The sequence below is a fragment of the Micromonospora chokoriensis genome, assembly GCF_900091505.1.
GTDB lineage: Bacteria > Actinomycetota > Actinomycetes > Mycobacteriales > Micromonosporaceae > Micromonospora > Micromonospora chokoriensis.
In genome coordinates this window covers 228,713-246,189 of sequence record NZ_LT607409.1, presented here as the reverse complement: position 1 = coordinate 246,189, position 17,477 = coordinate 228,713, and the positions used below count along the sequence as shown (strand labels likewise).

The 17,477-nt window shown below is 70.3% G+C and carries 16 protein-coding genes; 5 read left to right on the top strand and 11 right to left on the bottom strand.

Annotation, left to right across the window (positions count from 1 at the left end; translation table 11 throughout):
* Positions 1 to 257 precede the first annotated feature (257 nt).
* The 9 genes from GA0070612_RS01120 to GA0070612_RS01080 all read right to left on the bottom strand — a co-directional run bounded on the left by GA0070612_RS01120 (position 258) and on the right by GA0070612_RS01080 (position 11,187).
* Positions 258 to 1,532 (bottom strand): ATP-binding protein, encoded by a 1,275-nt coding sequence (locus tag GA0070612_RS01120; RefSeq protein WP_088986210.1) that lies wholly within the window; start codon positions 1,530 to 1,532, stop codon positions 258 to 260.
* A 148-nt stretch (positions 1,533 to 1,680) separates the two neighbouring features.
* Complete coding sequence (locus GA0070612_RS01115; protein ID WP_231924425.1) at positions 1,681 to 2,625, bottom strand: aminoglycoside phosphotransferase family protein; 945 nt, start codon at positions 2,623 to 2,625, stop codon at positions 1,681 to 1,683.
* Positions 2,626 to 2,650: 25 nt separating this feature from the next.
* Positions 2,651 to 3,904: a sensor histidine kinase gene (locus GA0070612_RS01110; protein WP_231924424.1), complete on the bottom strand. Its 1,254-nt coding sequence runs from the start codon at positions 3,902 to 3,904 to the stop codon at positions 2,651 to 2,653.
* Entirely contained in the window at positions 3,901 to 4,557 is a 657-nt protein-coding gene (locus GA0070612_RS01105; protein WP_088986209.1) for a response regulator transcription factor, read from the bottom strand. Before GA0070612_RS01105 ends, GA0070612_RS01110 begins: the two co-directional genes overlap by 4 nt.
* A 63-nt stretch (positions 4,558 to 4,620) precedes the next feature.
* Positions 4,621 to 5,880 (bottom strand): cation:proton antiporter, encoded by a 1,260-nt coding sequence (locus tag GA0070612_RS01100; protein WP_088986208.1) that lies wholly within the window; start codon positions 5,878 to 5,880, stop codon positions 4,621 to 4,623.
* Positions 5,877 to 7,130: a cytochrome P450 gene (locus GA0070612_RS01095; RefSeq protein ID WP_088986207.1), complete on the bottom strand. Its 1,254-nt coding sequence runs from the start codon at positions 7,128 to 7,130 to the stop codon at positions 5,877 to 5,879. The genes GA0070612_RS01100 and GA0070612_RS01095 overlap by 4 nt, the downstream gene beginning before the upstream one ends.
* On the bottom strand, positions 7,127 to 8,116 hold the full coding sequence (locus tag GA0070612_RS01090; RefSeq protein ID WP_088986206.1) for an alpha-hydroxy acid oxidase: 990 nt from the start codon (positions 8,114 to 8,116) through the stop codon (positions 7,127 to 7,129). Before GA0070612_RS01090 ends, GA0070612_RS01095 begins: the two co-directional genes overlap by 4 nt.
* A 1-nt stretch (position 8,117) precedes the next feature.
* Positions 8,118 to 9,683: an NAD(P)-binding domain-containing protein gene (locus GA0070612_RS01085; RefSeq protein WP_088991186.1), complete on the bottom strand. Its 1,566-nt coding sequence runs from the start codon at positions 9,681 to 9,683 to the stop codon at positions 8,118 to 8,120.
* Positions 9,673 to 11,187 (bottom strand): aromatic amino acid ammonia-lyase, encoded by a 1,515-nt coding sequence (locus tag GA0070612_RS01080; protein ID WP_088986205.1) that lies wholly within the window; start codon positions 11,185 to 11,187, stop codon positions 9,673 to 9,675. The genes GA0070612_RS01085 and GA0070612_RS01080 overlap by 11 nt, the downstream gene beginning before the upstream one ends.
* A gap of 63 nt (positions 11,188 to 11,250) precedes the next feature.
* Here GA0070612_RS01080 and GA0070612_RS01075 point away from each other — a divergent pair, with 63 nt between their 5' ends.
* Both GA0070612_RS01075 and GA0070612_RS01070 read left to right on the top strand, forming a co-directional pair.
* Positions 11,251 to 12,789, top strand: coding sequence for an NAD(P)-binding domain-containing protein (locus GA0070612_RS01075; RefSeq protein WP_088986204.1), 1,539 nt, complete (start codon positions 11,251 to 11,253; stop codon positions 12,787 to 12,789).
* Positions 12,779 to 14,170 (top strand): class I adenylate-forming enzyme family protein, encoded by a 1,392-nt coding sequence (locus GA0070612_RS01070; protein ID WP_088986203.1) that lies wholly within the window; start codon positions 12,779 to 12,781, stop codon positions 14,168 to 14,170. Before GA0070612_RS01075 ends, GA0070612_RS01070 begins: the two co-directional genes overlap by 11 nt.
* A gap of 82 nt (positions 14,171 to 14,252) precedes the next feature.
* On the opposite strand, the gene GA0070612_RS01065 is transcribed toward GA0070612_RS01070, so the two are convergent.
* Complete coding sequence (locus GA0070612_RS01065; RefSeq protein ID WP_030331473.1) at positions 14,253 to 14,375, bottom strand: 50S ribosomal protein L36; 123 nt, start codon at positions 14,373 to 14,375, stop codon at positions 14,253 to 14,255.
* A gap of 124 nt (positions 14,376 to 14,499) precedes the next feature.
* Here GA0070612_RS01065 and GA0070612_RS01060 point away from each other — a divergent pair, with 124 nt between their 5' ends.
* Positions 14,500 to 14,844, top strand: coding sequence for an SdpI family protein (locus tag GA0070612_RS01060; protein ID WP_157742394.1), 345 nt, complete (start codon positions 14,500 to 14,502; stop codon positions 14,842 to 14,844).
* A 55-nt stretch (positions 14,845 to 14,899) separates the two neighbouring features.
* Here the strand turns inward: GA0070612_RS01060 and mgrA are convergent, their stop codons facing one another.
* Positions 14,900 to 15,895: an L-glyceraldehyde 3-phosphate reductase gene (gene mgrA / locus GA0070612_RS01055; RefSeq protein ID WP_088986201.1), complete on the bottom strand. Its 996-nt coding sequence runs from the start codon at positions 15,893 to 15,895 to the stop codon at positions 14,900 to 14,902.
* Between the two features lie 70 nt (positions 15,896 to 15,965).
* On the opposite strand from mgrA, the gene GA0070612_RS01050 reads away from it, so the two are divergent.
* Positions 15,966 to 16,946, top strand: coding sequence for an aldo/keto reductase (locus GA0070612_RS01050; protein WP_088986200.1), 981 nt, complete (start codon positions 15,966 to 15,968; stop codon positions 16,944 to 16,946).
* 5 nt (positions 16,947 to 16,951) lie between these two features.
* Positions 16,952 to 17,449 (top strand): hemerythrin domain-containing protein, encoded by a 498-nt coding sequence (locus GA0070612_RS01045; RefSeq protein ID WP_167393597.1) that lies wholly within the window; start codon positions 16,952 to 16,954, stop codon positions 17,447 to 17,449.
* Positions 17,450 to 17,477 lie beyond the last annotated feature (28 nt).

Below are 17,477 nucleotides of genomic sequence, written 5' to 3'. Positions count from 1 at the left end.
CATCGACTGGCGCCGATTGCTTGTGATCTTGTGGTCACGGCGCTGGTCACCCAGCGCCCCACACTGCACTTCGAAGATCGGTGTTGAGATCTCGTCAGAACCGGCCTCTGAACAGGGATCTTTCGACTGCGTGTGTGGTCCGAGTGCTGCCAGGGCGGAATGTGGGGCGCAAAACAGTGTGGTACCCGGGTGCCGGCCTGTGTCGTCAGATGCGCAAGGCCGGCGTCGCCGGGCTGGAAGGTGGCATGCGCTGGTTGTCAGGGTTCGAGCAAGCAGAGCGGGATCACGGCGATTCCGTCAGCGCGGCGGTACGCCTCAGATCCGGTGGTGATGACCGCCGCATCGAGTAGGTCGTCGCCGAGTTGTCCACGTAGCCAGGTGAGGTGACGGACGTCGTCATCGCTCACCGACGGGGACAGCTTGACTTCGAGCGCCACGATTCGTTGATCGGCGCGCTGGATGATGAGATCCACCTCGTGCCGACTGTCCCAGGTACGTAGGTGATGAACCGTGGCTTCAGCTGCTTGCGCGTAGACCCGCACGCTGAGCGTCACCAGCGACTCGAACAAGGCGCCCAGCAGGGGACCGGGCCTGCGGACGGGTGTGTCCGGTGCTGAATCGTCGAGCAGGGCGGGTACGTCCACGCCGAGGAGTCGGGCGGCGAGGGCCGGGTCGGCGAGGTGGTGTTTCGGTGCGGCGCCGAGTCTGCTGAAGGCGCTGCGGCTGGGCAGCCAGCCGGGCACGGGATCGAGCAGCCACAGTTGGGACAGCACGTCGCGGTACACGGTCGTTGTCGTCTTGGCGGGCTTGTTGGTCTCGCCCGGGGTGGCCGCGTCCAGGATGGCGTTGTAGGAACTGGTGGTTGCCGTCGCGGCGGCGTACGCGGCCAGCCACCCGCGCAGGGTGTCGGGTCGGCGTACCAGGTGGCCTTGCTCGGGGAAGTCTCGTTCGACGATTCGGTTCAGGTAGCCGTCGAGCTGTGCCCTGCGAGCGCGCGGCGGCAGTTGGCGGATGGCGGGGAATCCGGAGCGCACGATCTCTTCGGCGTAGTCGACCAGGCTCAGCGCGGCGCTTCCGCTCACGGCCAGCCGCTGTCCGGTGAGCAACTTCCGAAGGCTGACCGTCGGCTCGGCCAGGGCCCGCTCGGCGATGCTCATCGGTCGCATCCTGAGCTGGACGATGCGTCCGGCTCCGGAATGTGTCGGCGCGGACGTGGGGGTGGCGCTGCCGGTCAACAGGAACCGGGCCGGTGCGGGATTACGGTCGACGCTGCGCCGCACAAAGTCCCAGACCGCCGGTTCGCGCTGCCACTCGTCGATGAGGACCGGCGCCGGGGCTCGGTCGAGGCGCTGCGGATCGGCGGTGAGCAGCTCCCGCTGTGTCGCGTCGTCCATGGCGAAGACGGTGGCGGCGCGACGCTGGGCCGTCGCGGTCTTTCCGACGCCCTTCGGCCCCTCGAGACTGATGGCAGGCAAACCGCCGAGCAGCTCATCCAGCTCTTGATCGACGGCCCGCAGCTGATATGGCAGCATGCTGCAACGCTACCGCAGAAGCATCCCGAAGGCTACCGTTCACACATCTGCCATGCTCCCGTACAGGCACGACTTCGAGCCCGGTCGTGCCGACGCCGCCGGGGCAGGGCGGGAACCATGGGGCCAGCAGCAACGCGTGGGGCGCGGTCTAGCCCTCCGTGAAGGCGGCGCGCAGCATGTCGCGGTGCGCCCGTACGTAGCGGATGTCCGCCTCGTACAGATCGGTGTGCCCCTGCGCGAGGTGCTGCTGGAACGCCTCGTTGCCCTGGCCGGCCTGGTCGCGCATGAAGTCGATGAGCGCCTGCAGCCGGTCCGGGACGACGTCGACGACCTCGGCGCCCACATCCGGCCCGTATGCGCGGCAGAACTCGGCGGCCCGGCGCCCCTGCTCCTGCGGTGTGCCGAAGCTCTCCGGATTGTCCGGCCCCTGCAATGGCGCGAACCGGTAGACGGCGTAGGCGACGTCCCAGATCCGCGGTCCGGGGTGGGCCGCGTCGAAGTCGATGAAACCGACTGCCAGGCCGTCCTTGACGACACTGTTGTACTGGGCGGCGTCACCGTGGCACATGACCTCGGCCGGCTGTCGGACCGGGAAGAGCCAGGGGTCGTCGGGGCGCGGCCGGAACGTGACGCTCGCGTCGTGAAGGCCGCGCAGCAGTGCAGCCGCGGTGGCGAGGAACTCGGGCGTACGCAGCTCAGGCGTGAGCACGTCGGGTACCTCGCCGTCGAGGAACGTGAGTATCTCGTTGCCTTCGCTGTCGAAGCCACGTGGCTGCGGCGCGCCGTGGAACCCGTGGTCGTGAAGGTGCCGCAGGAGCCGGTGGATCGCCGGCGCTGCCGGTGACGCTGGCCGGTGGACGACGTCGCCGTGGCGGCACACGACGTTCACTCCGCCACGAAATTCCTGCTGTTCAGTCATGCGTTGCTCGCCTTCCAACAGGACGGGGTCGGCTGTCGCCGACCGTACTTTGAGGTGGGTGAAGCGGTTGCCGGGAGATCCCGCAGCGGCGAGATCGGGTGGCAGCGCGCCGCAGAACGCGGCGGCCGTGGCCATGTCGGCCGGCGGGCCGTGCCGGCCCGCGGACCGCAACATGTCGGCGACGGGAATCCCGGAGGGGTCACCGCGCTGGGGTCACGCCCACCGGCGAGACCGCCCCCGGAGGGGCTGCGGAGATCCGCGGCGGAATCGTCTGCAGGCGGACGGTGAAGGTCGCCCCGGCGCCGGGCCGGCTGTCGGTGGTGATCGTTCCGCCGTGACTGGTCACCACCTCGCGCAGGAGAGCCAGGCCGAGACCGAAACGTCGGTCCTTGGCTCCGGCGCCACGGTGGAAGCGGTCGAAGAGGCGTTCCGCGTCGGCGGGGTCGAATCCGGTTCCGCTGTCCGTGACCACCAGGTCCGCGTCGCGGCGGGAGGTGCGCACTGTGACGTCGATGCGGCCGCCGGTCGGGGTGTGGGTGAGGGCGTTGGCGAGCAGTTCGCCGACCACGCGACGCAGGGCCGAGGCGACGCCGGGGACCAGGACCGGGGTGTCCGGGACGGTCAGGTGCACCTGTACCCCCTGCTCGGCCGCGCGGTCGGCCTCGCAGTCGACGGCCTCGGCAGCGAGGCGGGCCAGGTCGACGGGCTCGGAGGGGTGCCGGTCGGCCGGGGTGGCGGCGAGGCGGGCGGAGAGCAGCAGTTCGTCGACGATCTCGCCGAGGCGGCGGGTGGTCTCGATGAGGCGGTCGTAGTCGGCGCGGTCGGTGCCGGCGCGGCGGGCCAGGATCTGGGCGCGGGTGTGGACGTGGGCGATGGGGGTGCGCAACTCGTGGCTGGCGTCGGCGACGAAGCGGCGTTGCCGGCTGAGCGCCTCGGCGAGCGGTGCCACCGCTCGGCGGCCCACGACGACGCCCGTGAGTATCGCCGCGGCGAGGCCGACCATCGCGGCGAGGAGGAAGGCGGCGAGCAGGTGACGCCGGTCGGAGAGCTGGAAGCGGGCGTCGAACACCGCTTGCACCACGCCTGTGCCGCGCGGCTGGGTACGGACGTAGTAGGTGGTGCCGTTGCGGTCGATCCGGTCGCTGCGCGCCTGACGGTCGAGGGCCACCGCGTCGATGGCGGACCGCAGGGGGAAGCCGGGAGGTGGCGGGTTGCGGCCCGAGTCGATGGTGCCGCCGTCGTACAGGATGATCCAGTTGCAGCCCGGCGGGCCGTCGATGGTGCCGTGGACCGCGCCGTAGGTGAGCTCCCGTTCGATCTGTTCGTGCTGACTGTGCAGCAGTGCGACGTAGGAGATGGCGGCACCCAGGGCGAGCAGCGCTGTGACGGTGAGCCCGACGAGCATGCTGACCCGCACCCGGGCCCGACGCAGCATGGTGTCCTCGAAGCTCACAGCGTCCCCAGCCGGTAGCCGAGACCGTGCACGGTCCGGATCACGGAGCGACCGAGCTTGCGCCGCAGGTAGTAGACGTACGTGTCGACCAGGGACGCCGCTGCCGCCTCGTCGAAGACCCGGCTGCGCAGCTCGGTTCGGGAGTGGACGGTGTGCGGTCGGGCCGCGAGAACCCGCAGCAGCTCGAACTCGCGTGCGGACAGGGCGACCCGGGTGCCGTCGGGCAGGATGACGTCGCGCACGGAGAGGTCGAGTTGGCCGGGCCCGAGCCGCAGCACCTCGGTCGACTCGGAGGTCCGGCGGCAGAGTGCCCGGATGCGGGCACTCAGCTCGTCCAGGTCGAAGGGTTTCGTCAGGTAGTCGTCGGCGCCCGCGTCGAGGCCGGCGATCCGGTCCTGGACGGTGCCGAGCGCGGTCAGCAGCAGCGCCCGGGCGACCACCGCCCGGGAGCGCAGCCGGACGACCAGGTCCAGCCCGTCGAGGGCGGGGAGCAGCCGGTCGATCACCATCACGTCGTACGGCCGGGTGAGCCCCAGGTGGAGGCCGCGCTGGCCGTCGGAGGCCTGGTCGACGACGTATCCCTCGTCGGTCAGGGCCTCGGCCACCATCCCGCGTAGCTCCGAGTCGTCCTCGACGAGCAGGAGTCGAGTCATACAAGGATGGTGACATAGATAACACTCTATGTGTTGTGAAACTTGTCTCCTCAAACAATGAATCTACGGGGTTCCGGCGGGAACGAGCGACGGTGTCGAAGCGGCACCCCGTGCCTCGCGCCGCTCGATCCAACTGATCAGCGGTGTCGTCATGAGGGTCGTGACGAGCGCTACCAGCACCAGCACGGTGAAGAGCGACGAGTTCACGACGCCCGCCTCCAGCCCCACGTTCAACGCGATCAACTGCATCAGGCCGCGGGCGTTCATGAGGGCGCCGACGCGCAGCGCGACGGTGTTCGGCTCACCCATCACGCGGGCCGCACCCCAGCAGGCACCGAACTTGCCGACGATCGCCACCACCACGCACGCGATGGCGAAGAGGAGCACGGCCGGATTGCCCAGCAACGCGAACTCGGTGCGCAACCCGGAGAAGGTGAAGAACAGCGGCAGGAACACCGTCGCGGCGATCGGCGTCAGCGTGTCCACCACCTTGTCGGTCTGGGCGGAGTGCGGCATCACCACACCGACCGCGAAGGCGCCGAAGACCGCGTACAGCCCGATCTCGTCGGTGTACCAGGCGACCAGGAAGAGCAGCGCCACGGTGCCGAGCAGGCGCGCCCGGTCGCCCGGGAGCCCCATGACGTAACCGGTCACCCGCCGCCCGCCCAGCCACAGCACCAGCCCGAACAGCACCGCGCCACCCGCGGTGACGAAGGCCGGGCCGGCAGCGCCAGAGGCGAACGCCAGCACCACGGCCAGCATGATCCACGCGACCGCGTCGTCGATCGCGCCGCTGGCCAGGGCGAGCAGCCCGAAGCGGGTGCCGGCGAGGCCGCGTTCGGTGATGATGCGGGCGAGCATGGGAAAGGCCGTGATCGCCAGCGCCACACCGACGAACGCCGCTGACACACCGAGCGACACGCCCTCCGCGCGGATCGGGACGAACCCCGCCATGCCCAGGACCAGCAGGACCCCCAGCAGCAGCGGGACCGTGACTCCCGCCAGCGACACCGCCCCCGCCGTGCCCGCGAGTCTGGTCACCCGGTGCGAGGTGAACGCGTACCCGGCCTGGAACATGAACAGCACCAGACCGACCTGGCCGACCACGTACAGGATCGGCAGCAGTGGCGCGGGGAACAGCGCGGCCTGCGCTCCCGGCCACAGCAGGCCCAGCAGCGACGGGCCGAGCAGCACCCCGGCGAGCATCTCGCTCACCACGGGTGGCTGACCCACCTTGCCGAGAAGCCAGGAGACCAACTTGCAGAAGAGCAGAATGACCGCGACCGCGATGAAGAACCGCGGGGCGAGTTCGGTGGGGGTCACGCGCCTGCCTCCTCGAAGAATCGGGTGCACAACTTCTGTCGCCGCGCGTCGACGACCATCCAGGTGCCGCAGACGAGCTGCTTGACCGAGCGGCCTACGTCGAAGACCCCGTCGCGCTGCCGCATGAGGGCGAGCCGGGTGCGGCCGGGACCGGGGAGGCCCCGGGGCGTCAGGTACGCGGGACCGCGACTCGGCAGCGAGCGGGTGTGCGCCACCGACGAGCTCACCGAGAACCGCCGCAACACCTCCCGGGTCGCCGCCCGCAGTTGGACGGGGGCTGCGCCACGCGCCGGACAGGCCCGGTTGGCGGTGACGCCGTACGGGATGAAGTGCGCGTCCTGCCGACGCAGCGACAGCCAGCGGTCCGGGTCGAAATCGTCGTCGGCTGCGGGACCGGTGCGCTGATAGGCCAGGTAGTTGAAGAGCAGCACCGATCCGGTGGGGAGGACGTGATCGCCCACGGAGATGGGCCCGGACGTGATCCGGTGCGCGATGCCGAACAGCGGGTACACCCGGAGCGTCTCGTCGATGACCCGGTCCAGAGAGCCGTCGGAGGTGTCCTCGACGGACCGGGCGCACAGCAGGACGTGCGTCATGGCCTCCGACATCTGCACCACGGCCGTGTTGAAGAACGCGCCCTGGAGGTACCAGGCGGTCTCCAGGGCGGTGAAGGGTGGCGGCAGCACGATCGGGCAGGTCCCCGCGTCGATCCGGTCCAGCAGGTAGCGCGTCAGACGATCCCGGCGGGACATGTGCCGCAGACTCATCCCCTTCAGCGCGGTGACCACGTCGTCCGCGTTCGCCACGATGAGCTCCCGCACGTCGCGCGGGCAGGATGCGCCGAACACCAACTCGTACGAGACCTCGGCCCAGATCGGCATCATCAGGTCCCGTAGCCGCACGTGACTGGTCCGGCGGGTCGGGAGCGCGTCGAGGATCCGCCGGGTCGCGGCCGTCGCCAGTTCGTCGGAGCGCGCGTGTGGGACGGCCAGCACCTGACGCGTCGTCCGCGCGACCGTCCGGTACGACTCGCCGGGCTCCAGGTGCTCCTGGTGCATCTGCGGACCGGGGGCGAGCCAGTACCAGAACAGGTCCGACAGCCCGGCCCCTCGGCTGCGCCCGTCGGCGGCCGGATCGCTGTAGACCCGCTCGAAGTCCTCCGGCCCCACCAGCGGTCCGGGGACGGGAATGCCCTCGGCCCCGTTCACCCGCTCGAAGATCCACTCCCGCAGGGCGACCACCGTCTTCACCGGGTCACCACCTGGTCGGGCGTCAGATCGACGGGCCGCCGCGCTCCGGCCAGGGCGAGGGCCAGGTCCAGCTCGGTGGCGAGTCGTTCGAGCGCTTCCCGTACGCCCACCGCCCCACCCGCCGCGAGCCCCCGCACCACCGGACGCCCCACCAGCACCGCCCGCGCCCCGAGAGCAAGCGCGACCACCACGTCGGTGCCGCAGCGCACACCCCCGTCCAGCAGCACCGGGATCTGCCCGTCCACGGCTGCCACGACCGCGGGCAGCGCGTCGAGCGTGGGAATCGCACCGTCGAGCTGACGTCCACCGTGGTTGGACACGATCACACCGGCGACGCCGTGCTCCACGGCGAGGCGGGCATCCGCGGGATGCAGGATGCCCTTGAGCAGGATCGGCAGCCCCGTGACGCCGCGCAGCCACGCGATCCGGTCCCACCCCGCCGTCGCGTCCATCGCGATCGAGCGCACCCGGCCCGCCGCGTCGCGCATGTTCTCGCAGGCGTAGCCGGACGGCAGGTCCGTGAAGCCGTTGCGGAGGTCACGCTCGCGCCGTCCGAACACCGGAGAGTCGACGGTCACCACGAGCGCCCGGCAGCCCGCCGACTCGGCGCGCTTGACGACGTACTCGGTGAAGTCGAGGTCGGGTTGCGGGTACAGCTGGAACCACAGCGGCCCGCCCGCCGACGCGATCTCCTCGACCGGCTGGGTGGCGGCCATGCTCACCACCATCGCGGTGCCGACCGCCGCAGCCCCCCGGGCGGTGGCCGTCTCGCCGTCGGGGTGCGCGAGTCGGTGAAAGGCCGTCGGAGCGACCAGGACCGGGGCGGCGAGCGGCGTGCCGGCCACCGTGGTCCGCAGGTCCCGATCCCCGGTCGCCCGCAGCACCCGTGGCACGATCCACCGCCGCTGGAAAGCCCGCTCGTTGGCGGCCACGGTGCGTTCCCGCCCCGCGCCGCCCTCGAAGAAGTCCTGGTGGACCGGGTCCATCTCAGCCCTCGACGCCGGAGAGGCAACGCCCCAGGAACTCCTGTAGCGGCCGCACGTGGACCTCGGGCCGGTCCCACTGGTTCTCCAGGTTCTCGGCGAGGTGGTGCGTGCTGATCAGTTGGCCCCCGCTGCGGTAACGGACGACCGGGTGCAGGTACGCCGCGTCGTGCGCCTGCCCCACGACGTCCTGGGCCACCCGGGACACGGTGATGTCGAACGGGTCGACCTGGTCGTGGTCGGGGCCGTACTCCAGGGTGATCACGAAGGCCCGGTCGTGGTCGTGCTCGGCGGTGCGCAGGCCGGTCGACACGAAGTAGTCCACTGGCACCTCCTCGTGGTAGCGGGCCTCTTCTCCGGCGACGGTGAGCACGTCGGCGAGGAACCCGAACTGCTGCCACAGCGCGGAGGTGCGGTTGACCCGCTCGATGACCGCCGCGGCCATGGCCGCCGGATCGGCGGGGAGCCTGGTGAACGGCCAGTCCATGGCGTCGTACCGGCGGGAGAGGATCCGGTGCAGCGCGCGCACCGCGTAGCGGAAGCCGTGCACGAAACCGCTGGTGGACTTCTTGAAGTCGCGTACCTGTGAGATCGTGCCGGCGAAGAACAGCCCGGGCACGTTCACCGACTCCCATTCCTCGGTCTGTGCCGGGAACCGGTCCTTGATCGTCAGCTGTGGCCGCGCCGAGGCGTCGAAGATCGAGGCGTCGAAACGGAATCCCGTGCACGCCAACACCCGGTCGTAGTGCAGCTCCTTCACGACCTCGTTGGCCCTGGAGAAGCTGAACGCGACCTTGTAACCCGTACCGTCGCGCTCGATGCTCTTGATCGTGCCGTCGAGGATCGAGTTCGCCGACTTGAGCTGATAGGTGTCGAGGAAGTTGTTGTTGACCGCGCGCAGGTGCCCGACGTAATGGGTGCGCCACGCCATCCGGACCGAGCTGGGCCCCGCCACGTGGATCAGCGTCGTGGTCTCCATGAGGTTGTCGGCGGTCTCGAAGGCGGAGTTGCCCTTGCCGATGATCAGGACCTTCTGGTCGAGGTAGTCACGTGGCTCGACGCTCATCACGTCGTACCCCTCGGCCAGCTCGAACCCCGGGATGTCCGGCGCGTAGGTCTTCGAGACGCCGGTGGCGACGATCACCGCGCGGGCCTTCCAGTGCCGGTCGCCGGCCTCGACGGTGAAGACGTCGTCGTGCTTGGAGACCCGGGTCACCCGGGTGCCGTAGCTGACCTTGACGCCCGTCTTGGCCGCGAAGTCCGCGAGGTACCGCACCATCACGTCGGCGTCGGGAAAGTATCGCTCGGTGTACTGCGTGAACAGCAGCGCCGGATCGTCGGTGAGCAGCGAGTTCCAGTCGAGCCGCAGATTCAGCTCGGGGTCGTCGGTGCCGGTGTGCGGTTTGTTGATCGAGATGAGTTGGCGGTGCCGCGGATAGGTGGCGAAGAACGACCCCGGCCCGTCGGCGCTCTCCAGCACCACATAGTCACGCGTGCCGTCGGCCTCGAGCAGGGCGGCGAGCTGAAGACCGGCCGGACCGGCCCCGATGATCAGGTAATCAAGCGTCACGGCGCTCACCGTACGAGCCGGAAATCAGAGAGTTTTCAAGCTCTTCCAGAATCGCGACCGCCCTCCGTACGTCTCCGTCGAGCGGCCGGTCCGGGTCGATCGGGGGGATTTCCTCCAGCGCCCGAAGGACCCGCTCGCAGGTGACCGCCGTGGGTCGGCGTGCCCCCACGTGCACCGCCTGGCGCAGTCCGAGCCCGAGCGACCCGGTGATCAGGCGCAGCAGCTCCGCCTGGTCCAGGGCGCGGAGAGCGGCCTGCGTGCCGAGCGGAATGACGTCCTGGTTGTGCAGGTTGGTGGGGAGGCTCTGCATGCTCGCCGGCACGGAGTCCCGCCTGATCTCGGTGATGAGCGCCGTCGACGCGAGCTGTACGCCCTGCAGCCCGTGCTGCTGACCCGGCCCCGCCGCGAGCATCGGCGGCAGTCCGCCGTTGCGTCCCGGGTCCACGAGCAGGTCGAGTTGACGCTCGGCGAGGTTGCCGACCTGGGCGATCACCATGGACAGGACGTCCGCGGCGAACGCGGCGGGTTGGCCGAAGAAGTTGCCGCCGTGCACGACCCTGTCGTCGGCCGGGAAGAACAGCGGGTTGTCACTCACCCCGCCGAGGTCCGCCGTCACGACACCGTCGACGTAGCGCAGGGCGTCCTCGGCCGCTCCGAGCAACTGCGGAGCGCAGCGGATGCTGTAGGGCTCCTGCAACGGCCTGGTGCCGGACTTCCGCAGGCCGGCGGTGGACTCCCGCAGCCGCGCGCCGACCTCGACGGCGCCCGGGTGACCGTACGCGGCGAGGAGGGCCGGATCGAGGAACTGCGGATCGCAGCCGAGCAGGTCGGCGAGCAGGCAGCTCAACGTCTGCACCACGCGGTGCGAGGTGCGGACCCGGCCCAGCGCGAGAGCCAGCGCCGCCGTGGTGAGCGAGGTGCCGTTCACCAGCGCCAGCGCATCCCTGCCGTCGAGCGGCAGCGGCTGCAGGCCGGCCTTCTCCAGGGCGTCCCCGGCGGGCATCCGGACGCCGTCCAGGTAGGCGTGCCCGCGACCGCGCAGCGCCTGAGCGGCGGCACCGAGCGGGATCAGGTCGCCGCTGGCACCCACCGAACCGAAGCGGGGCATGGCCGGTGTGAACGTCGTGCCGAGCATGGCCGCGAGCGCGTCGATCACGTGCGGCGAGACTCCCGACGCGCCCCGGGCCAGGGACCAGGCGCGGACCAGCAGCGTCGCGCGTACGACATCCGGTGCGAGATCAGGGCCCTGCCCCGCCCCGAGGTGGGCGAGGGTGTTGTCGGCCTGGTCGCGCTGGTCGGCTCGGCCCGCGTATCCGACGAGCGCCCCGAACCCGGTGGTGGCACCGTAGATCGCCCGGTCGTCGCCGAGTGCCTTCCCGAGGAATGTGCGGCCGGTCGCCACCCGGTCGCGCACCTCTTCGCCGATCACGACAGTGACCGGGCCCGCTGCGGCGCGCAGGTCGGCGGGGTGCAGCGGTGCCGCCAGATCCACCTCAATCGTCATGGAAGCGGATGCTAGAGACAGTTTCTCAGAGCGCTCTGAAATCGCCTCAGTAAATTGCGCCGTATGACGCACGATTGCCTGATCATCGGAGCCGGGCCGGCCGGTCTGCAGCTCGCGGCCCTGCTCGAACGCGACGGTCACGACTACCTGGTGCTGGAGGGCGGCCCACGGCCGGGCACTTTCTTCGAGACCTATCCCCGGCATCGCCAGCTGATTTCGATCAACAAGGTGTGGACCGGATCGGAGGACCCGGAGTTCAATTTACGGTCGGACTGGAACTCGTTGTTGACCGAGGATCCGGAGCTGCTCTTCAAGAACTACAGCACGCGCTACTTCCCGGCCGCGGACGATCTGGTGCGATATCTCGCCGACTTCGCGCGAGGTCTGCGCGTCCGTTACGACACCCGGGTGACCTCCGTGTCCAAGCACGACGACGTGTTCACCGTCGAGGCCGGCGACGACAGGTGGACGGCACGGAGAGTCGTCGTCGCCACCGGTGTCTCCCAGCTCTACGTGCCGCCGATCGAGGGCGCGGACCTGGCCGAGCGGTACGACACGGTGAGCGTCGACCCCGCCGACTTTGTCAACCAACGCGTGTTGATCATCGGTAAGGGCAACTCGGCCTTCGAGACCGCGGACGCGCTCGTCGAGACCGCCGCGACGATTCACGTCGCCGGGCCGCACTCCATCAAACTGGCCTGGCAGTCCCATTACGTCGGCCACCTGCGCGCCGTCAACAACAACTTCCTGGACACCTATCAGCTGAAGTCGCAGAACGCCGTACTGGACGGCACTGTGGAGCAGATCAGCCGGCGGGAGGACGGCGGGTTCCGGGTACTCTTCCGGTACGCCCGGACCGTCGAGAATCTGCGCGAACTCGCGTACGACCGGATCATCCTCTGCACCGGATTCCGCTTCGACGCGTCCATCTTCGCCGAGTCCGCGCGGCCGGAGCTGGTCATCAACGATCGGTTCCCGGCGCAGACACCCGCCTTCGAGTCGGTGAACGTCAGCGGTCTCTACTTCGCCGGCACCCTCAGCCAGCAGCGGGACTTCAAGAAGTCCACCAACGGCTTCATTCACGGGTTCCGCTATGCCGTCCGGGCACTGCACCACATCCTGCGCGAGCGGCACCACGGGCAGCCCTGGCCGTCCCGGAAGATCGCCCTGACGCCGGAGGCGATCGCCGATGCGATCATCGCCCGGATCAACGTGACCTCGGCGCTGTGGCAGCAGTTCGCGGTGCTCGGCGACGTCATCACGGTCGAGGGCGACGCCGCCGGCTACCGCGAGGAGGTGCCGGTCGCCTACCTGCGGGAGGCGCTGCCGGACGTGTTCGCGTTCCTGGTCACCCTGGAGTACGGCCCCGACCACGACCAGGTCGACCCGTTCGACATCACGGTGCCGCGTCCGGCCGAGAACGACGCGAATGCCGCGCACGACGCCAGCTACCTCCACCCCGTCGTGCGGGTGCTGCGCGACGGGCAGGTCGTCGCCGAGCACCACCTCGCGGAGAACCTGGAGAACACCTGGGACCTGCCGACAGTGCACCGGCAGCCCCTGGAGGTCTTCGTCAAGGGCGTCCTCGCCGATGCCCGCTGACGTCTGGCCGCAGCCCGTCCTCGACCTCCTGGCAACCGGCGGGGACCGGCCGGTCTTCGAGGACGGGCCGGTCGTCACGACCGCCTCGGAGATGGCGGGTCTGATCCGGCGCGTCGCGGCCGGGCTGCGCTCGTGCGGCGCGGGGCCCGGAGTGGGTGTCACGCTCGATCTGCCGGTCACCGCCGCGGCCTTCGCCGCCACCATGGCCGCCTTCGCCGTCGGGGCGCGGGTGTCCGGGTGGCGTGCCGACCTGAGCCCGGCGCAACTGTCCGGCTCCCTCATCGTCGACTCGGCCCGGCTGGCCTCGTTCGCCGAGCATCCCGACGACGGGCTGCCACTCGTCGCGGCGGGGCGGGCCGAGGACCCTGCGCGGATCACCTGGACCAGTGGCAGCACGGGAACGCCGAAGGGCGTGGTGCAGACCTACGCGGCCATGTCGGCGGCCTGGGTCCCGTACCCGGACCGGTGGCCCCCGGCCATCGCCGAACTGGCCACCCGGATGCGGCGCTACCTGGTCTTCGGCTCGCTGGCCAGTCAGGTGATGCTGGAGTACGGCGTCCTCGCCCTCGCAGCGGGTGGCACCCTCGTCGTGGCGCCCCGGCCGGTCTTCCCGGATGCCCTGGTCGACCACCAGGCCACGGCCAGCGTGATCACCGTCGGCAAGCTGCACCAGCTGATCCGGGACCAGCGCGCCAATCCGGTCGACCTGCGTCACCTCGGGGCGCTGATGGTCTCCGGGTCGCCACTCGCGCCGGGCCGACTCGCGGAGGCCCTCGACGTGCTGGGCCCGGTGCTCTTCCACGGATACGGGCAGACCGAGACGTCGATGATCGCCATGGTGACCCCCGCCGAGATGCTGACCAACCCGGCCACGCTCGCCACTGTCGGCCGCCCGGCCGTGGACGTCTCCATCCGCGACGGCGAGATCTACGTCCGCACACCCACCCAGGCGTCCTCGTACTGGCAGGACCCGGACGAGTCGGCCGAGGTGTTCGTGGACGGGTGGGTGCGTACCCGTGACCTGGGCGAGCTCGACGCGGACGGGTACCTGCGGCTGCTCGGGCGCGCACGGGACGTGATCATCGTCAACGCGCAGCTGGTCCATGCCGGACCGGTGGAGCGGGCGCTCGCCGCCGACGCCACGGTCGGCGAGGCGTACGTCGTCGGGTGCCCGGACGAGATGACCGGCGAGGCCGTGCACGCCTTCGTGGTGCCGGTGGCCGGGAGGACGCCCGATCCGGACGTGTTGCGCACGCTCGTGGCCGCACAGGTGAACGACCTCGCGGTGCCCCGCACCGTCACCGTGCTCGACCGGGTTCCGCTCGCGCCGAGCGGCAAACCGGACAAGAGGCGACTCGCGCAGCTCCGGGACGGGCCGTGACATTCGGTCGATACGCGAACCGCCCTGACCGGGGGGACCCGGTCAGGGCGGTTGTCGACTGTATGTCCGGTCCGGGCCGGGGTCAGCCCTGGCGGCTCTTCCACTGCGGGTTGGCACGGTTCACCACGACCGTCCGGCCGCGACGGCGGACCACCACCGAACCCGGCTTCTGCTTCAGCGCACGCAACGAGCTACGTACCTTCATCTCTGCCTCCTCGGTGTAAGCGGTTCCGGGTATCGAAACGCCACGCCCGCCCGGGGGATTCCCGTCCTCTACGCTGATGGTCGGCGATGCGTCAGGAGGTGCCAGAGTGTGGCCCGGGGCCTTTGTGACTGTGGTCTACGCGTTCCTCGGTTGGCTCGTGGCGTTCACCGCCCGGGCCGCGCTGCGACCGACGGTGAACAGACACCGCAGCCCCGGCGTACGCACGCCGGCGACGATGCGCTCGGCGGAGCACTGGCACGCCGCGCACCGACGGGTCGCCCGCCCCCTGCGCCGCACCGGCATCCTGCTGGCGGCCGTCTCGCCGCTGCCGATTCTGCTCGGGGCCGCCTTCGGTGACCCGCCGGTGATCGCGGCGGTGCTCGTGCTCGCCCTGCTCGTCGTGCCCTACCTGGTCTACCTGGCCTACCTCGCCGATCGCGCCGCAGCGGCCGTCGACGGGAAACGGTGACCAGGGCTGCCGTCGAACCTTCACCACCCCTGGTCGTGCCCGAACCCGGCGGTGCTCAGCCCAGGTGCTGCTCGATGTCGGCCAACTCGTCGGCGGTGAAGTCGAGGTTGTCGAGCGCGGCGATGTTCGTCTCCAACTGTTCGACGCTGCTCGCCCCGATGATCAGGCTGGTCATCCGCGGGTCACGCAGCGCCCAGGCCAGCGCGAGCTGCGCGAGCGACTGGCCGCGCCGGTCGGCGACCGCGCCGAGGCCCCGGATGGTGGCCATCTTCTCGTCGCTCAGGTCGCTCTCGTTGAGGAAGACGCTGGTACGCACCCGCGAGTCGGCCGGGATGCCGCCCAGGTAGCGGTCGGTCAGCAGGCCCTGGGCCAGCGGGCTGTACGCGATGCAGCCCGCACCGACCTGCTCCAGCGTGTCGAGCAGACCGTCGGACTCGGTCCAGCGGTTGAGCATCGAGTACGACGGCTGGTTGATCAGCAGCGGCGTACCCAGGTCACGCAGGATCGCGGCGGCCCGGCTGGTCTGCTCGGAGTTGTAGTTCGAGATGCCGACGTAGAGCGCCTTGCCGGAGCGGACGATGGCGTCGAGCGCGCCCATCGTCTCCTCCAGCGGGGTGTCCGGGTCGAACCGGTGCGAGTAGAAGATGTCGACGTAGTCCAACCCCATGCGGCCCAGCGACTGGTCCAACGACGAGATGAGGTTCTTGCGCGAACCCCACTCGCCGTACGGGCCGGGCCACATGAGGTATCCGGCCTTGCTGGAGATGACCAGCTCGTCCCGGTACGCCTTCAGGTCGGTGGCGAGCATCCGGCCGAAGTTCTCCTCCGCCGAGCCGGGCGGCGGGCCGTAGTTGTTGGCCAGGTCGAAGTGGGTCACACCCAGGTCGAAGGCGCGTCGGACGATGTCGCGCTGCCGATCGAACGGGCGGTCCGGGCCGAAGTTGTGCCAGAGACCGAGGGACACGGCGGGCAGACGCAGGCCACTGCGCCCGCTGCGCCGGTAGGTCATGGAGTCGTAGCGGTCATCCGCGGCGAGGTAGGTCACGATCATGAGCCTAGCTCCGGCAGGTCCTGCCGGGGATCGGGCGTGTGAACCAGGACATCGGGGTAGTTTCGACGCCATGCGTTTCATTGCGCTCGACACCCCCAAACCGCTGTCGAAGATCGGGCTGGGCACCTGGCAGTTCGGTTCTCGCGAATGGGGCTACGGCCGGGAGTTCGAGCAGCAGGCGGCGCGGATCGTCCGACGGGCCGTCGAGCTGGGCGTCACCGTCTTCGACAGCGCGGAGATCTACGGCTTCGGGCGCAGCGAGCGCATCCTCGGCGCGGCCCTCGGCGACGACCGGCCGAAGGTGGTGATCGCGTCCAAGATCCTGCCCGTGCTGCCGGTGGCGGCGGTGGTGCAGCAACGGGCTGTCGCCTCGGCGGCCCGGCTCGGCGTCACCAGCATCGACCTCTACCAGGTGCACTCGCCCAACCCGCTCGTCGCCGACCACACCACCATGCGCGGCATGCGCGTCCTGCAGGACGTCGGGCTGGTCGGCGAGGTCGGCGTGAGCAACTACGGGCTGCGCCGCTGGCAGGTCGCCGAGGCGGCGCTGGGCCGCCGGGTGCTCAGCAACCAGGTCCGCTACAGCATGCTGGACCGCGCGCCCGAACAGGATCTGCTGCCGTACGCGCGGGAGGCCGGCCGGGTGGTCATCGCGTACAGCCCGCTGGCGCAGGGCTTCCTCTCCGGCCGGTACGACGCGAAGAACCCGCCGAGCGGAGCGGTCCGGCGGGCCAACCCGTACTTCCTGCCGGAAAACCTGGAACGCGGCGCGGTCCTGATCGACACAGTGCGCCAGGTGGCCGACGCGCACGACGCCACCCCCAGCCAGATCGCGCTGGCCTACCTCCTGCGTCACCCGAACGTGCTCGCCATTCCCGGCGCGTCGGGGGTGGAACAGATGGAACGCAACGCCGCCGCCGCGGACATCGACCTCGCCGACGACGAGTACGCCGCGCTGGTCGAGGCCGCGAAACGCTTCCGGCCCGTCACCGGCCTCGCCGCGATGCCGGCGATGGTGCGTGCCCGGTTCGCCGGCCCAACGGGAAAGTGAGCACAGTGGACGACATCACCGCACTGATCCTGGACGACCACGCCGCCTTCCGGCGCGGCTTCGCCCGCCTCGACGACGCCCGCGACGAGCAGGAGATGCTCGCCGTCTGGGACGCCCTCGCCCTGCACCTGGACATCCACGCCGAGGCGGAGGAGGCGATCCTCTACCCGCACCTGGTCAAGCACGGCGACGACGGCGAGGACGAGACCGCCGACGCGATCGGCGACCACAACAAGATCCGGGACGCCATCGCCGAGGCGAAGCTGCACCCGGTCGGCTCGGACGAGTGGTGGGCGGCGGTCGGCACGGCCCGCCGGGAGAACAGCGAGCACCTCGCCGAGGAGGAGGACGAGGCGCTGCCCGACTTCCGCCGGCACGCCAGCGTCGAACTCCGCGCCGAGCTGGGGCAACGCTGGCTCACCTTCTACGGCGAGCACAAGTTCGGCCGCAACCTGCCGTTCCGCGACAAGGACCCGCAGCAGTACGTCGCCGACCACCGCTGAGATCTCCCCGGCACGGGGGAGTCGCCCA

Excerpts from the sequence above, each read along its gene's own strand:
- GA0070612_RS01120 (WP_088986210.1), bottom strand. The coding sequence starts at position 1,532 with ATGCTGCCATATCAGCTGCGGGCCGTCGATCAAGAGCTGGATGAGCTG.
- GA0070612_RS01115 (WP_231924425.1), bottom strand. The coding sequence starts at position 2,625 with ATGTTGCGGTCCGCGGGCCGGCACGGCCCGCCGGCCGACATGGCCACG.
- GA0070612_RS01105 (WP_088986209.1), bottom strand. The coding sequence starts at position 4,557 with ATGACTCGACTCCTGCTCGTCGAGGACGACTCGGAGCTACGCGGGATG.
- GA0070612_RS01090 (WP_088986206.1), bottom strand. The coding sequence starts at position 8,116 with ATGGACCCGGTCCACCAGGACTTCTTCGAGGGCGGCGCGGGGCGGGAA.
- GA0070612_RS01080 (WP_088986205.1), bottom strand. The coding sequence starts at position 11,187 with ATGACGATTGAGGTGGATCTGGCGGCACCGCTGCACCCCGCCGACCTG.
- GA0070612_RS01075 (WP_088986204.1), top strand. The coding sequence starts at position 11,251 with ATGACGCACGATTGCCTGATCATCGGAGCCGGGCCGGCCGGTCTGCAG.
- GA0070612_RS01070 (WP_088986203.1), top strand. The coding sequence starts at position 12,779 with ATGCCCGCTGACGTCTGGCCGCAGCCCGTCCTCGACCTCCTGGCAACC.
- GA0070612_RS01065 (WP_030331473.1), bottom strand. The coding sequence starts at position 14,375 with ATGAAGGTACGTAGCTCGTTGCGTGCGCTGAAGCAGAAGCCGGGTTCG.
- mgrA (WP_088986201.1), bottom strand. The coding sequence starts at position 15,895 with ATGATCGTGACCTACCTCGCCGCGGATGACCGCTACGACTCCATGACC.
- GA0070612_RS01050 (WP_088986200.1), top strand. The coding sequence starts at position 15,966 with ATGCGTTTCATTGCGCTCGACACCCCCAAACCGCTGTCGAAGATCGGG.